A 14,299-nucleotide genomic window follows, 5' to 3' on the forward strand; every position below is an offset into this window, starting at 1 on the left:
AAAGTTTGTCTTTCCCGATAATGGGTGAAAATAAATTACCATTAATTTTTCAGAAGTTATAAACTTCCACTATTCTGTAAATTTCCCGCAATTTTCGAAGAAAATATTCACATTTTTCGCAGAAAATTTCACTCTTCATTTTCCACTTTCCACTTTCCACTTTCCACTTTTCACTTTTCACCAGTCACCAATCACTAAAAAACATCAGAATTCTCTTTTAATTTTTCAGTATTTTCAACCAATTGAAGCTCATCCAGAATTTTTTGAATATCTCCATTAATAATATTGGAAAGGTCGTAAAGCGTTAGATTGATACGGTGATCTGTAACCCTTCCCTGTGAATAATTGTAGGTTCTTATCTTTGCGCTTCTATCTCCGCTGGAAACCATCGAATTCCTTTTGGCCGCATCAGCTTCCATCTTTTTGGCGAGTTCCATTTCGTACAACCTGGAACGCAAAACCCGAAAGGCTTTTTCCTTATTTTTATGCTGTGACTTCTGGTCCTGACACTGTGCTACCAACCCGGTAGGTTCATGAGTTAAACGTACCGCAGAATATGTGGTATTCACCGATTGCCCGCCGGGCCCTGAGGAACAAAAATAATCTATGCGCACCTCCTTGGGATCAATTTCCACATCAAATTCTTCCGCTTCCGGCAATACCATAACGGTTGCAGCAGAAGTATGCACACGGCCCTGAGTTTCGGTTTGCGGCACGCGCTGTACACGGTGTACACCGGCCTCAAATTTTAAGGTTCCGTAGACATCTTCTCCCGAAACTTCAAAGATCATCTCCTTGAATCCGCCACTGGTACCTTCACTAAAATCAACAATATTGTGCTTCCAGCCTCTGCTTTCTACATACTTGGTGTACATCCTGTAAAGATCGCCGGCAAAAATACTGGCCTCATCCCCACCGGTACCGGCACGTATTTCCATCACCACATTTTTGGCATCTTCAGGATCTTTGGGCACCAGCATCATCCTTATTTTCTCTTCCAAACCGGGAATTTGCCCTTTTGCTTCTTCCATTTGCATTTTAGCCATCTCGGTCATCTCGGGATCGCTGCCATCCGCAATAATTTCTTCGGCTTCACTAATGTTTTGCTGCAGTGCCATATAGGTTGCCCGCACGTCCATTAACGCCTTGAGATCTTTATATTCCTTATTAAGTTCTATGTATCGTTTTTGATCGGCAATAATGTCCGGCTGAATGATTAAATCATTCACTTCGTCAAAACGCTGCTTTACTATGTTAAGCTTCTCAATCATATAATGCCTCTGATTTTAGGATCACAAATTTACGATAAATTCATTGAATTATTACGGGTAAAATCCTGCATATACGTCAGCCAATTCTGCTGCAATAGCTCCAATTTCTCTTCCTGTCGGTTTAGCGGTGTTGCCAAATTATGAAATTGCAAACCCGCATGTTTAAAAATTAAGTCTGAATATATCCATTCGCCTTCTTTTTTTGGAAATATAAATTTTATTTTTAATCTCCAGATTACCTTTATGATCCATAATTTAAAAATTTCCTGGTTTTTTTATAAAAATGCCCTCGTGGTTTCCCTGTTGCTAAACCTGCTATTCCTCATCCTTTTTAAACTTCCCGCGCAAGTAATTATTCTTTATAAAGTGGCTCTGGCACTTCTACTTTTTACCTGGTATCAGTTTCCTCCCAAAAGTGAAACTCTTATTTTTTACAGAAATCTTGGAATAAGAAGCCGAAGCCTTTTTTCTATTGCGCTATTTTATGATCTTCTAATATTCCTAATCTGTTTTTTTATCCTGGATGCCCTTTTATGAAATTTGAAATTGATAATGTAGCCCTTAACTATTCCGGAAAGACAATCCTTAATGGGGTGTATCTAAAAGCTGAAAAAGGAAGGATCACGGGAATCCTTGGTAAAAACGGTTCAGGAAAAAGCAGCTTAATAAAAATTTTCTTCGGAAGCCTGAAACCTAAAAACCGACTTATAAAAATTGATGACAAACCATTCCTGAAACCTTTGTATAGGAGTGGAAAGGCCAAATATCTTCCACAACATCCCCTGCTGCCTGAAAATATTAAGGTAGCAGCGGCTTTTGAATTGTTTAAAGCTGAATGGCAGCATTTCATGGAATAATTTCCCGATTTTTTAAAATATCAGGATGCTAAAATAGCAGAACTGTCGGGTGGTGAAAAGCGTGTGGTAGAGACTTATCTGGTAATTTCAGGAAAATCTGAAATTATTTTTCTGGATGAACCTTTTACCCATCTTTCTCCGTTAAATATTGAAAAATTTAAAGAATTGCTTCAGAAGGAAAAACAGCATAAAGCCATTGTATTAACAGATCACATGTACCGGCATGTGCTGGATTTGACCACTCATATTTATTTGCTCACCAATAATTGCAGTAAATTGATTGGAAAAAAAGAGGAGCTGGAAGATTACCGTTACCTCAGCCGTGGCAGCCTGTAATCTACATTAGTATACAAACTCACCATATTTACTTTTAATAGAAAGCTTCTTCTCCTGCGAAGCTTCTACTTTTCCAATAACCTGAGCATCAATATTAAAAGATTTGGAAATTTTAATGATTTCCTGGGCAGTACTTTCATCTACATAAAGCTCCATACGGTGCCCCATATTAAAAACCTGGTACATCTCCTTCCAACTGGTTTTGCTTTCCTGCTGAATGAGTTGAAATAGAGGAGGCACTTCAAACAAATTATCTTTGATCACATGAAGGTTTTCAATAAAATGAAGAATTTTAGTCTGGGCTCCACCACTGCAATGCACCATTCCGTGGATTTCTTTATTGCTGAATTGTGAAAGGATCTTTTTTATCACCGGAGCATAGGTGCGGGTTGGAGATAAAACCAGTTTACCAGCATCAAGGGGGGAATTTTCTATTTTATCTGTAAGATTTTTTGTTCCTGAATACACCAGGTCTTCAGGAATACTGTTATCATAACTCTCCGGATATTTTTCAGCCAAAACTTTAGAAAAAACATCGTGCCGGGCAGAAGTTAAGCCATTACTTCCCATCCCGCCATTATATTCTTTTTCATAAGAAGCCATGCCCGAGGAGGAAAGCCCAACAATAACATTTCCCGTTTGTATGTTTGCATTATCAATAACATCCTTTCTCTTTATTCTGGCGGTAACTGTTGAGTCTACAATAATTGTTCGCACGAGATCGCCAACATCTGCCGTTTCTCCGCCAGTAGAATGAATTTCCACGCCATATCCGGCTAACTCTGCAATCAACTCTTCGGTTCCATTAATGATTGCTGAAATCACTTCGCCCGGAACCAGGTTTTTATTCCGCCCGATGGTGGAAGAGAGCATGATTTTATCTGTCGCACCCACGCATAACAAATCGTCAATATTCATAATTAAGGCGTCCTGGGCAATACCTTTCCAAACCGAAAGATCTCCTGTTTCTTTCCAGTACATGTAAGCCAGGGAAGATTTTGTGCCTGCGCCATCGGCATGCATCAGGAGGCAATAATCCTTGTTTCCTGTAAGATAATCGGGAACTATTTTACAGAAGGCTTTGGGAAAAAGGCCTTTATCTACATTTTTAATAGCATTATGAACATCTTCTTTTCCTGCTGAAACTCCGCGTTGTGCATATCTTTTGCTGATTTCCTGGCTCATCTAGTTCTTATTAAGTTCCAAAGATACGCAGATTCGTTTTTAACAAAAAAGCCACATAGTTTTATCTTCAAAAAAAATAAAAAAAGCCCCTGAAAAATCAGGGGCTCCAAAATAATTTGTTCTACCAACTTTGAATTACCTCGTAAACAGCAATTCTCTGTACTTGGTTAATGGCCATAATTCATCATCAACAAGCAGTTCAAGCTTATCACAATGATACCTAATTTCCTCAAAATGAGGTCGAACATCCTTACAATAAGCAACTGCTTTTTCTTCAGCGTCCTCTATCTTGTTTGCCACTTTCCTGGCTTCTATCATTTCTCCAACTTTACTGTTTATGGCTGCAATATGGCCGGAGATCTTTTCAATAATATCCAGCTGTTCATCGGCATGTTTTTTATAATGCTCGGCATATATTTCCTTAATACCCCTAACATTTTTAATCAGGATATTCTGGTAACGTATAGCAGTAGGGATTATATGATTCCTAGCAATATCACCAAGGATTCTTCCTTCAATCTGAATACGCATCGCATATTCTTCAAGTTCGATCTCATGCCGGGCTTCAATTTCAACCTTATTCATCACTTCAAGTTCTTCGTAGAGCTTAATGGTTTTTTCAGAAACCTGGACTTTAAGTGCCTCCGGGGTTTTTTTGTTATTGCTTAAACCTCTTTTTTCAGCTTCCTTTTCCCAGGCCTCTCCATAACCATCACCTTCAAAACGTATCTTTTTTGATTCCTTAATGTATTCTCTAAGAACATTGAAGATGGCATCGTCCTTCTTCATTTTCTTATCCTTAATTAGCTTATCTACTTCTACCTTAAAGTCTTTTAACTGCTTTGCCACAATGGAGTTTAGCACCGTCATTGGGCTGGCACAGTTTTGTAACGAACCTACAGCTCTAAATTCAAATTTATTTCCTGTAAAGGCGAAAGGTGAAGTTCTGTTACGATCTGTATTATCCAGAAGAATTTCAGGTATTTTACCTACTACATTTAATTTAAGCTCTGTTTTTTCCTGAGGAGACAATTTTCCGTCAGTCACTTTTTCAAGTTCATCCAATACCGCGGTTAGCTGAGATCCAATAAAAACCGAAATAATTGCAGGAGGTGCCTCATTGGCTCCAAGCCTGTGGTCATTGGACGCACTTGCTATAGATGCCCTCAACAATTCCTCATTATCATAAACCGCTTTAATAATATTTACAAAGAAGGTAAGGAACTGGAGGTTTTTCATAGGAGTACTTCCGGGAGAAAGAAGGTTTGTACCCGTATCTGTTCCTAAAGACCAGTTGTTATGTTTACCACTACCATTAATTCCGGCAAATGGTTTTTCGTGCAACACCACCTTAAAATGATGTTTTTCAGCAATTTTCCCCATCACATCCATAATAAGGGAGTTATGGTCTACGGCAAGGTTGGCTTCCTCAAAGATTGGTGCCAGCTCAAACTGGTTTGGAGCCACTTCATTATGGCGTGTTTTAACCGGAATCCCAAGCTTCATACATTCAATTTCCAGATCTCTCATAAACGCAAGTATTCTGGAAGGAATAGAACCAAAATAATGATCATCCAGCTGCTGCCCTTTAGCAGGAGCGTGACCTAATAAGGTACGGCCGGATAATTGAAGGTCTGGGCGGGTTGCCGCCAAAGCAGAATCTATAAGAAAATATTCCTGCTCCCAACCTAAAGTTGCATTGACTTTACTTACATTTTTATCAAAATATTTTGCCACTGCAGTAGCCGATTGATCTACGGCCTGCAATGCGCGTAATAGTGGAGTTTTATAATCCAGTGCTTCTCCTGTATAAGAGACAAAAACAGTAGGAATACAAAGAGTAGTTCCCCAGATAAATGCCGGAGAGGTTGGATCCCATGCGGTATACCCACGGGCCTCAAAAGTATTTCTTATTCCTCCGTTAGGAAAACTGGAGGCATCCGGTTCCTGTTGTACCAGGGCACTGCCGCCAAATTTCTCAATCGCGCCACCATCTCCGGTGGTTTCAAAGAAAGCATCATGTTTTTCAGCAGTAGAACCGGTTAGCGGCTGGAACCAGTGGGTGTAATGGGTAGCCCCTTTGGCCATCGCCCATTGTTTCATTCCGGAAGAAATATGCTCTGCTACTCCCCGGTCTATTTTAGAGCCATTTTTAATAGCGTCCGCTACACTTTTATAAGCTTCCTTGGTAAGGAATTGTTTCATCACGGAAGTATTAAATACATTGCTTCCGAAAAGTTCTGATCTTTTAGAAGTTTCTTCAATTTTAACCGGTTTTCGGTTAAAGGTTTGCTTTAAAGCTTCAAATCTTAAGGTTGACATATGATGTTTTTGATTTTTTTTAATTGCCCACCAATTTAAATATTTTTATTCACCCCCCCTAAATTTAGATATGGTTTTATGAAGTTTTAAGTATTTCGCATTATAACCCCCAATTTTTATCCTAAAAATGCAAGACTCACAAAAATACAGTAGCTCACAAACAGAATTATCCCTTTATACCTTCCCATTTCAAGTTTGGTCGGCAAAAATGCGAGCGGAATTAAAATGAAAGCTACTCCCAGCATCCAAAAGATATCATTGGTAAGGATCTCAGGGGATTTCACGAAAATAGGTTGAATTAGAGCCGTAATGCCTAAAACGGAGGCGATATTAAAAATATTAGAGCCTATAAGATTGCCCAGGGAAAGTGCTTTTTCTTTTTTAAGAGCAGCCATAACAGAAGCTGCAAGCTCTGGCACGCTGGTGCCCACAGCAATCATAGTAACCGAAATTACCCTTTCACTAACTCCCATTGCCGTGGCAACATCTACCGCGCCCTTAACCAAAAGTTCAGATCCTCCATACAAAGCGGCACCTCCTATAAGCAGCCAGATAATAATTTTAAAAACGGAAACGGCCTGCAAGGATTCATCTACTTCTTCTATAACTACATTTTTTTTCTTTCGTGACCTGGTTATAAGCAGCACCAGGTAAATACCTATCCCAAGAAGCAGGGCTGCTCCTTCCAGCCGGGAAATATTCCCCCCACTGTTGAGAAAAAAATAAAGCACAATGGAAAAAATCATCATTACCGGCCAGTTAAAACGATAAAAATCCCGATCTATACCCAGCGGGGTAATAATAGCGGTCACCCCTAAGACCAGAGCGATATTAGCAATATTAGAACCTATAACATTCCCAAGGGAGATGTCTGAAAATCCCTGGAGAGCCGCCTGCAGGCTTACCAGTAGTTCCGGCGCTGATGTTGCAAAAGATACCACGGTAAGGCCAATTACCATTCTTGAAAGATTAAGCTTAAAAGATAAAGCTACAGAAGACCTTACTAGAAACTCTCCTCCTACTACCAATAGCACTAAACCTAAAAGAATGAAAATAAAGCTCATGTAATTTTTTATACGAAGATAACAGAATCTTTTAAAGCAATAATTAATAAAACAGGAAAAAAACTAACTTTATAGTTGATAAACTATTTATATAGTTTTACTTTTGGGATATAAAATTATATATGATCAAAATAGTTATTTTTTCGTTTTGCCTGCTTTTTTCCGGTATAGCATTTGGCCAGGAAAAACTGGATGGTGTAATTTATAGTGCGCAGGATTCTTCAGCCGTGTTTGGGGCTTCCATATATTTTGACGGTACCAGCCTTGGAGTTTCTTCCAATAAAGACGGAAGCTTTTTGCTGAAAAAACCTTCAGAGATCACTGCTCCCCTGGTGATTAGTTCCCTTGGCTTTGAAAAATTAATTATTCCCGCTCTTCAGCTAAATTCCTCTGCTATACCTCCTGTTTATTTAAAACCTTCAGAAGAAATGCTTACAACAGTAAAGATTGAAGCCGATCCCTGGACAAGAGAAAAGAAAATGAAAATTTTCAAAAAAGAGTTCCTTGGAAGTTCTCCGGAAGCTGAGAAATGCAGAATTAAAAATGCAAAGGCCATTGAATTATCCTACCGGCCTTCAGCACAAACTTTAACCGCTTCCTCTGAGGAGCCTATTATAGTCAAAAATAGGTATTTAGGATATGAGATAAAATATGAGCTGCGCAACTTCCAGGTAAATTTTACCACCGGAAGTTCAGGAATTCAACTTATTCATTCCGTATACTATGATGGCACCAGCTTTTTTAAAGAATTAAAAGAGAAAACCACTAATAAAACATTACGGAACAGAGATAAAATCTATAAAGGTTCTGTGCTCCATTTTATGAGGAGCCTGGCCAGCAAAAAACTGGAAGAAAACCAATTTGATATCTACCATGATCGCTTTAAAGTGGCAGCATATCAATTTTTTAAACTCACCAGACTGGAAAGTCTCACGTTAGTAGAACTACTTACCCATAAAGTTGTAATTCTTTATAATCATGCTAAACAATCTACGCTGCAGAGCAATGGGAAATTTGTTATTGATGATTTGGGAAATCACAGCCCGCCTCAAAACTTGATCTTTGGTGGCTATATGGCAGCAGGAAGGATTTCTCACCTCCTGCCATTAAATTTTAATTTAAAAAACTAATTTTATAGTATTAAAACTATTTTTATAGTTATATTAGCAGGAAATAAAATTACAATTGGTTCCTATGGAAAAACTTACAAATAAAGAAGAAGAAATCATGTCTATTATATGGAAGCTGGAAAAGGCTTTTGTAAAAGAGATTCTTCCTGAGATCCAGGAGCAAAAGCTCCATTATAACACAGTGTCTACTATTGTGCGGAATCTGGAAGAAAAAGGATATGTTTCCCATAAAGCTTATGGGAACACGCACCAGTATTTTCCAGTTGTTTCCAGAGAAGTCTATCGCAAACAATTTATGACTCAGGCTACCAGGAAATTCTTTGACAACTCTTATAAAAGTGTGGTTTCCTTTTTTGCTAAAGATGAAAAGATAAGTGCAGAGGAGCTCAGGGAAATCCTGGATATTATTGAAAAAAAGAAAAAATGATGGAAGATTTTCTAATCTATATTTTTAAAGGTGCAGGCATAATAAGTTTATTTTATCTTTTTTATTTCCTGTTATTACGCAAGGAAACGGCTTTTGAATCCAACAGGAAATTCCTGGCAGTTGGCATGCTTTCTTCCTTAGTCCTCCCAGGCATGTATTTTACTAAAACAGTCTTTATAGAACCTCCCCAAAACAGTTCTCCATTCTCTCCACAAGTTTATAATTATGCAATTCCAGTACCACAAGAAAATCCAATAGACTGGTGGGAAATTGCAACCCTAATATATGCTGTGGTGGCGGGAGCTATGTTATTAAAATTACTTTTTAGAATTTATAAAGCCACTAAACTGGTTTGGAGCAGTGCCGCTTCTACTTCAGGAAATTATTATCTTATTGAAGACCGGAACAACACAGGGGCATTTTCCTTCTTCAGGTACATTTTCTATAATCCAGACTTACATGGTAAGGAAGAACTTAAAATGATCCTTCAACATGAAAAGGTTCATGCCGCGCAATTTCATTCTATAGATATAATTCTTGCCAACTTTATCACCGCGATGTTATGGTTTAATCCCTTTGCCTGGCTTTACAAAAAATGTGTAGAAGAAAACCTGGAATATATTGCCGATTCCAAAACGGCAGCGCTTTCAGGTTCCAGAAAAAAATACCAGCAAACCCTGATTAAGGTTGCCGTTCCCGACTTTCATCCTGCACTTACCAATCATTTTTATCAATCCTTTATCAAAAAACGAATCGTTATGCTTAACAAAAACATCAATCCCAGACCTAAATTATGGAAAATAAGCCTCATCCTTCCCCTGCTGTTAGGATTCATGCTCTTCTTTAATGTGAAAACGGAGGCTCAAATCACACATCAAAAGGACACTTCTGAAAAAGTTTCCAGGAAAGCGCTTTCTGTAATAATAGACAAGAATACAACAGATCAACAACTGGAGGATTTTTCCGAAGCATTTAAAAAAGAAAACATCAACCTGGAATTTAAAGATATTGAACGTTCTGCGGAAGGCTACCTTGTTGATATCACCACAAAATTTGAAGACAATAATTCCGGGAAACACGGGGAACTAAGCTTGAAGAAGAAAGAAGGTATAGCTCCCTTTACATTTTATACACAGGCCAACGGCACTATAGGATTGCATCCTGTAGAAAACCAGGACCGGGAAACAAGTGCAGCTGTTGAGATAGCTAACGTAGCTGAAGGTGAGGAACAAGAAAAAAGACAAATCACCGGAAAAGGAATCGTTACTTCTGAAGCAAATAACCGCACCGATTCCTTAAAGTCCTCCTCTGCTTCTGGCAGTCACTTATACGGCTATGGATCTAAAAGCGGGACAAATGTGAGTATATCGCGTGCGGCAGGCTCTTCCGCAAACGCTGGCGCCGCTCGTTTAAAAATTCATTCCATCGCAAAAGATTCTCTAAACCTGGATGATGTAAATGTAATTATTGACGGAAAGGTTATAGAAAACTTTGATGAAGAGGAAATCAACCCTGAATCCATAGCACAAATTCAGGTTATTAATAGCAGGAATGCCAAGGATTCCCTTATAATTACTTCTAAAAATGCTTCCGTTGGAACTGGCGGCTCAAAAGTAATTATAGCCCATCGTAAGAATCAACAAAAACCACGGCCGTTATTTGTTGTTGATGGAAAAATAAAGTCAGAAAATTTTGATGCAGAAAATATTAATCCGGATGAAATTGACCATATAAATGTACTAAAGGGAAAACAGGCTACAGATAAATATGGAGCAAAAGGTAAAAATGGTGTTGTTGTAATTTTTATAAAGGAAGATGGAGTGGCCGGAAATTCTACTTCAGCTGCCAATTACTGGTATATCAATTCAGATTACTCCGATGAAGCACTGGAAAACATCCGAAAAACATTGAAAAACAAGAAAAATCTTGATGTGAAATTTTCAGGGGTGAAAAGAAATAAAGAGGGCAAAATTACCGCAATTAGCATATCGGCCTCAGCAAAAGGCAAGAGTGCAAGCGCAAGTTTTAGCCAGAGTAATGAAATTCCTGAGGTGGTAATAGGTATGGATAAAGAGGAAAACCTTTTAATTTCTTCCAGTAAATTCCACTGGCAGAAAAATTAAGTGACTTAACTTATAAGCGAAAAGCCATCTACAAACGATGGCTTTTGGTTTATATGGGTACAGTAATAGATCAATAAAATTGATATCTTTGAAAGAAACGGTTGAATAACAATGAAAAAAAGGTTTTTTAAAGCACTTTCTAAACTTAATAAAAAGATTTTCCCCAGTTACAGCAAAAAGCAACTGGATCTTCAAAAAGCTACCACTGTGCAAAAAGCCATAATAGGCTGGAAACTTTGGGTGACCAAAAATTCTCTGGATTAAGCATTTTTAGCCGCACATTGCCCTCCCCTGTCCAATAACTTTTATTTACTCATTTTTTTAGCCCGTTCCTCAAGTTTCTTAACCTGGGTTGGATATGGCTTTTCTTTTAGTGTTTTAGCAAGGTGCACCATATTATGCGCCATAAGCAGGATCATATTATTGGTAAATTCATGCTTATCGCCTTCCGCTTTTATGTAGCTTGGCCCGGGACCTGCTTTACCAACATAGTAAGTAAACGCGTTAACAGGTACGGTAAAACCATGTTCAGACAGATCAAATGTGATGCTGGAAATTGCCTTTTTGGCCCCGTCTTCGTTTCCGTCAACCATTACTCCGGCCACTTTATTATAGGTGGGATATTGGCCATTTTCATCATTGCCTTCCTCCATTATTCCGTCAAAACGTTCTGCGATCATTTTTTCAACGGCGCTACGGTCCCCGCGCCAGATAGGAGTTGCGATAATCAGCATATCAGCCGTTTTTACTTTTTCTAGTATTAAAGGCCATTCATCGCCATCTCCTTCATCGGAAGTATTGCCAAATTTAACATTATGATCCACAATCCTAACAATTTCAGTAGTTACATCAAGTTCCTTAAAAATCTTTTCAGCATTTTTAATAAAGGCTTCTGTATTAGAAGTTTCAGGTGATTTTTTTAAAGTACAATTCAGAAACAATGCTTTTAACGCCATAATTTTCTTTTTATAGTTAATTTTTCCTGAACTTATTAAAAATCAGGCTTAATGGCAGTTAAAGCAGGGTTAAAAGATAGCCTAAGCATTATAAAAGAATATTCAGCATTTCACGGAAAATTGAAACACATAATTTCTACTTTGCTTGAGAATTTAAAATTTTTTGAAATCCCTAAGATGTTTTTCACCTATAAATAAGAGCATTATATCGATATTTTAATTATATTTGATTTTACCAAATGAAACCTACTATGGAAGCAAGCCCTAAAAATGCAGATAGTTCTTACCAGGACTTATATGTAGTCCACTCACAAAAGCAAACTGAAACCAATGATGATTTAGATAACGCTCCAAAGGTGTTTTCATTTAAAAATTCGGGATCCGTTAATTTGAGTAGTTTCTTTGGAAAATGGAGGCGCTTAATTACAAATCCATTCAAAGATAATCATCAAGAAGAGGCCACTATCTATGATATTTTTAAGGAAGATATGCCCATACATGAACTTGTAAAAATGGTATTGGTTCAAAAAGATAAATTACATGCTTCTGCGCAGGAGTTACAGGATGCTGTGCTTGAATCTAATAAAATATTTCACGAAGATTACCCCGGGGATTTTATTCTTGAATTTAAAGGAGAAAGACTGGGCATGTTTATTCTAAATAATCCCCGTGCAGGTGAAGAGGCCTTAAACTATATTTTTAAACCCGGCCTTAAGAGCTTTAAATGGAGGTAAATAATTTTTTAAAATAATGATTAAGTCGGCTCTGGATTCCAGGGCTTTTTTTTTGCCTTCCAACAAAGAGATTACAACAGGTTCTTAACGGTTTAAATTCGAGCATACACTGCTTAGATTTAAATTGTAAGTATATGATTACAAAATATTAGTGTAGGAATTTCTCTATACAAGAAATCTGAAATCTGTAAAAATATAAGATAAGAACTCACTTTCCAGAAGGGATAGAAAATATAAGGGCCTGTAGCTCCATAAGCAAAATGTCTTATTTTAACTTCCATCTCTGGAAATGACAAAAAGGCAACTATTAGTCAGGCAACTGGGTAATAAGCATTCTACCTCGAATTTCTTAGTTCTCACCCTGTTCTCCGGGTAAAAATTTTTACTTCCAAATGTGCTCATTTGATAATAACCCAATTTCATAAAGGTATTGATCCAGGTGATCTATATTCTTTTAGAACGCAAATTTCGTAAAATTTTTAAAGTAATATATTTCCTACTTAAATGTTAAAATACAATAATTAATGCATTTCATCGGCTTTAACGTTTTGTTTGTCGGATTAAAAAATGCATTTTCGCATTTCGTTAACATAAATTAAGAAGAAGAAAACTAAATAAGTAGCTCCCCAATACTTATGAAAAATATTCAGATACTGCTTTTATTACTTTTCTCCATGAAAGGTTTGAGCCAGACTAATTTAAGCGCTCAAAAAAAAGAAAATGATTTTTTAAATGCTTTCACCGCTACCGGTGGAGACATTTCAGGAAACAATGGATCCCTCTCCTATAGTATTGGCCAAATTCATTACCTGTCGCTCTCAGATTCTGTTACTACAATACAAGAAGGGGTGCAGCAGCCTTTTTTAGAAAATAGCAATGAGTCCCCCTCTATAGTTGAAGAGGAAAATGGGCAGACAAAAGAAAACCCTTCAAAATCTAAACTTAAAATAACTGTTTACCCTAATCCTGTCACCGAATTTTTTATAGTTGACTTTTCCTCCCTGGATGAATCAGATTTCAGTTACCAGCTTTTTGACCTGCAGGGCAAGCTATTGCTTCAGGGGAAGTTAGACGATTTAAGCACCAAAATACATCCGGTAAATCTACAATCCAGCATCTATATCCTTAAAATTTACAATCACCATCTACCTGTAAAATCTTTTAAAATTATTAAAAAATAACATGATGAAGAGGATTCTTTTCTTTACATTCCTGTGTTTGGCAGGAATGGAGGCGATCGCGCAAACTCCTGAAAAAATGAGTTATCAGGCAGTGGTTCGGGACAACAATAACGCTTTGGTTACCAATAGCAAAATTAGCCTTAAGTTAATCATCCATAAGAAATCTGCCACAGGATCTGTAGTTTATTCCGAAAAACATCATCCCAAAACTAATTTAAATGGCCTGGTTTCGCTTCAAATAGGAACCGGCAGTAGTAGTTCCGGAAAATTTGATGCAATTGACTGGAGCCATGGACCTTATTTTGTAGAAACACAGGTAGATCCCACAGGAGGCAACAATTTTGCTGCAATAGGTATAAGCGAGATGCTTAGTGTACCTTACGCATTACACGCGAAAACAGCAGACCAAATAAGCCAGTCTGTCCTTGATTCTGAAGTTTTCCAGGGATGGGACAAAGATGCTTCTGATGATTTTGATGGAAATTATTACAGTTTAAAAGATGCGCCTCTGGTATATACTGCAGATCAAATTGATAGTCTGGTGTTAAATTTAAGTCCGCAAAATGGGCTGCCTCAATCTTTAAGCCTTAAAGAAAACAAGATTTCTATTTCTGACGGAAATAGCATTGTTCTTGATAACTGGGATACCGATGCTACCGATGATTTCTCGGGAAATTATGACGACCTTCAGAATAAACCTGAGCTTTTCAGCG

General features: G+C 37.7%; 15 protein-coding genes. 10 read left to right on the plus strand and 5 right to left on the minus strand.

The annotated features are described in order from the left end of the window. Positions 1-194: 194 nt before the first annotated feature. A complete protein-coding gene (prfA, locus tag AB8M93_RS16900) occupies positions 195-1,271 on the minus strand; it encodes a peptide chain release factor 1 (RefSeq protein WP_373059868.1) in 1,077 nt (358 codons plus the stop codon). Positions 1,272-1,804: 533 nt separating this feature from the next. On the opposite strand from prfA, the gene AB8M93_RS16905 reads away from it, so the two are divergent. Both AB8M93_RS16905 and AB8M93_RS16910 read left to right on the plus strand, forming a co-directional pair. Then, entirely contained in the window at positions 1,805-2,128 is a 324-nt protein-coding gene (locus tag AB8M93_RS16905) for an ATP-binding cassette domain-containing protein (RefSeq protein WP_373059870.1), read from the plus strand. A 63-nt stretch (positions 2,129-2,191) separates the two neighbouring features. Next, a complete protein-coding gene (locus tag AB8M93_RS16910) occupies positions 2,192-2,464 on the plus strand; it encodes a P-loop NTPase family protein (protein ID WP_373059872.1) in 273 nt (90 codons plus the stop codon). 6 nt (positions 2,465-2,470) lie between these two features. On the opposite strand, the gene AB8M93_RS16915 is transcribed toward AB8M93_RS16910, so the two are convergent. The 3 genes from AB8M93_RS16915 to AB8M93_RS16925 form a co-directional block, all read right to left on the minus strand. Beyond that, positions 2,471-3,649, minus strand: coding sequence for an AIR synthase related protein (locus AB8M93_RS16915; RefSeq protein WP_373059874.1), 1,179 nt, complete (start codon positions 3,647-3,649; stop codon positions 2,471-2,473). A 135-nt stretch (positions 3,650-3,784) separates the two neighbouring features. Then, positions 3,785-5,971: a glutamine synthetase III family protein gene (locus AB8M93_RS16920; protein WP_373059876.1), complete on the minus strand. Its 2,187-nt coding sequence runs from the start codon at positions 5,969-5,971 to the stop codon at positions 3,785-3,787. Between the two features lie 116 nt (positions 5,972-6,087). After that, positions 6,088-7,035 carry a calcium/sodium antiporter gene (locus AB8M93_RS16925; protein WP_373059878.1) on the minus strand — a complete coding sequence of 316 codons (948 nt, stop codon included), beginning with the start codon at positions 7,033-7,035 and terminating at the stop codon, positions 6,088-6,090. Between the two features lie 122 nt (positions 7,036-7,157). Here AB8M93_RS16925 and AB8M93_RS16930 point away from each other — a divergent pair, with 122 nt between their 5' ends. The 4 genes from AB8M93_RS16930 to AB8M93_RS16945 all read left to right on the plus strand — a co-directional run bounded on the left by AB8M93_RS16930 (position 7,158) and on the right by AB8M93_RS16945 (position 10,979). After that, complete coding sequence (locus AB8M93_RS16930) at positions 7,158-8,165, plus strand: carboxypeptidase-like regulatory domain-containing protein (RefSeq protein WP_373059880.1); 1,008 nt, start codon at positions 7,158-7,160, stop codon at positions 8,163-8,165. A gap of 64 nt (positions 8,166-8,229) precedes the next feature. Beyond that, positions 8,230-8,592 (plus strand): BlaI/MecI/CopY family transcriptional regulator, encoded by a 363-nt coding sequence (locus AB8M93_RS16935; protein WP_373059882.1) that lies wholly within the window; start codon positions 8,230-8,232, stop codon positions 8,590-8,592. Continuing rightward, a complete protein-coding gene (locus AB8M93_RS16940) occupies positions 8,589-10,715 on the plus strand; it encodes a M56 family metallopeptidase (protein WP_373059884.1) in 2,127 nt (708 codons plus the stop codon). The genes AB8M93_RS16935 and AB8M93_RS16940 overlap by 4 nt, the downstream gene beginning before the upstream one ends. Positions 10,716-10,826: 111 nt before the next feature. Continuing rightward, complete coding sequence (locus AB8M93_RS16945; protein WP_373059886.1) at positions 10,827-10,979, plus strand: SsrA-binding protein; 153 nt, start codon at positions 10,827-10,829, stop codon at positions 10,977-10,979. A gap of 41 nt (positions 10,980-11,020) precedes the next feature. Here AB8M93_RS16945 and AB8M93_RS16950 read toward each other — a convergent pair whose 3' ends face one another. Beyond that, positions 11,021-11,671 (minus strand): flavodoxin family protein, encoded by a 651-nt coding sequence (locus AB8M93_RS16950; RefSeq protein ID WP_373059888.1) that lies wholly within the window; start codon positions 11,669-11,671, stop codon positions 11,021-11,023. A gap of 51 nt (positions 11,672-11,722) precedes the next feature. Here AB8M93_RS16950 and AB8M93_RS16955 point away from each other — a divergent pair, with 51 nt between their 5' ends. The 4 genes from AB8M93_RS16955 to AB8M93_RS16970 form a co-directional block, all read left to right on the plus strand. Next, positions 11,723-11,869: a hypothetical protein gene (locus AB8M93_RS16955; RefSeq protein WP_373059890.1), complete on the plus strand. Its 147-nt coding sequence runs from the start codon at positions 11,723-11,725 to the stop codon at positions 11,867-11,869. A 41-nt stretch (positions 11,870-11,910) separates the two neighbouring features. Continuing rightward, a complete protein-coding gene (locus AB8M93_RS16960; protein WP_373059892.1) occupies positions 11,911-12,405 on the plus strand; it encodes a hypothetical protein in 495 nt (164 codons plus the stop codon). A gap of 635 nt (positions 12,406-13,040) precedes the next feature. Next, on the plus strand, positions 13,041-13,586 hold the full coding sequence (locus tag AB8M93_RS16965) for a T9SS type A sorting domain-containing protein (RefSeq protein ID WP_373059894.1): 546 nt from the start codon (positions 13,041-13,043) through the stop codon (positions 13,584-13,586). Position 13,587: 1 nt separating this feature from the next. Further along, a partial coding sequence (locus AB8M93_RS16970) for a DUF8740 domain-containing protein (RefSeq protein WP_489671765.1) occupies positions 13,588-14,299 on the plus strand: 712 nt, incomplete at its 3' end.

It is taken from the genome of Autumnicola aciditolerans, assembly GCF_041679265.1.
Lineage (GTDB): Bacteria > Bacteroidota > Bacteroidia > Flavobacteriales > Flavobacteriaceae > Autumnicola.

Excerpts from the sequence above, each read along its gene's own strand:
- AB8M93_RS16925 (WP_373059878.1), bottom strand. The coding sequence starts at position 7,035 with ATGAGCTTTATTTTCATTCTTTTAGGTTTAGTGCTATTGGTAGTAGGA.
- AB8M93_RS16905 (WP_373059870.1), top strand. The coding sequence starts at position 1,805 with ATGAAATTTGAAATTGATAATGTAGCCCTTAACTATTCCGGAAAGACA.
- AB8M93_RS16940 (WP_373059884.1), top strand. The coding sequence starts at position 8,589 with ATGATGGAAGATTTTCTAATCTATATTTTTAAAGGTGCAGGCATAATA.
- AB8M93_RS16930 (WP_373059880.1), top strand. The coding sequence starts at position 7,158 with ATGATCAAAATAGTTATTTTTTCGTTTTGCCTGCTTTTTTCCGGTATA.
- AB8M93_RS16960 (WP_373059892.1), top strand. The coding sequence starts at position 11,911 with ATGAAACCTACTATGGAAGCAAGCCCTAAAAATGCAGATAGTTCTTAC.
- AB8M93_RS16950 (WP_373059888.1), bottom strand. The coding sequence starts at position 11,671 with ATGGCGTTAAAAGCATTGTTTCTGAATTGTACTTTAAAAAAATCACCT.
- AB8M93_RS16935 (WP_373059882.1), top strand. The coding sequence starts at position 8,230 with ATGGAAAAACTTACAAATAAAGAAGAAGAAATCATGTCTATTATATGG.
- AB8M93_RS16915 (WP_373059874.1), bottom strand. The coding sequence starts at position 3,649 with ATGAGCCAGGAAATCAGCAAAAGATATGCACAACGCGGAGTTTCAGCA.
- AB8M93_RS16920 (WP_373059876.1), bottom strand. The coding sequence starts at position 5,971 with ATGTCAACCTTAAGATTTGAAGCTTTAAAGCAAACCTTTAACCGAAAA.
- AB8M93_RS16945 (WP_373059886.1), top strand. The coding sequence starts at position 10,827 with ATGAAAAAAAGGTTTTTTAAAGCACTTTCTAAACTTAATAAAAAGATT.
- AB8M93_RS16965 (WP_373059894.1), top strand. The coding sequence starts at position 13,041 with ATGAAAAATATTCAGATACTGCTTTTATTACTTTTCTCCATGAAAGGT.
- AB8M93_RS16955 (WP_373059890.1), top strand. The coding sequence starts at position 11,723 with ATGGCAGTTAAAGCAGGGTTAAAAGATAGCCTAAGCATTATAAAAGAA.
- prfA (WP_373059868.1), bottom strand. The coding sequence starts at position 1,271 with ATGATTGAGAAGCTTAACATAGTAAAGCAGCGTTTTGACGAAGTGAAT.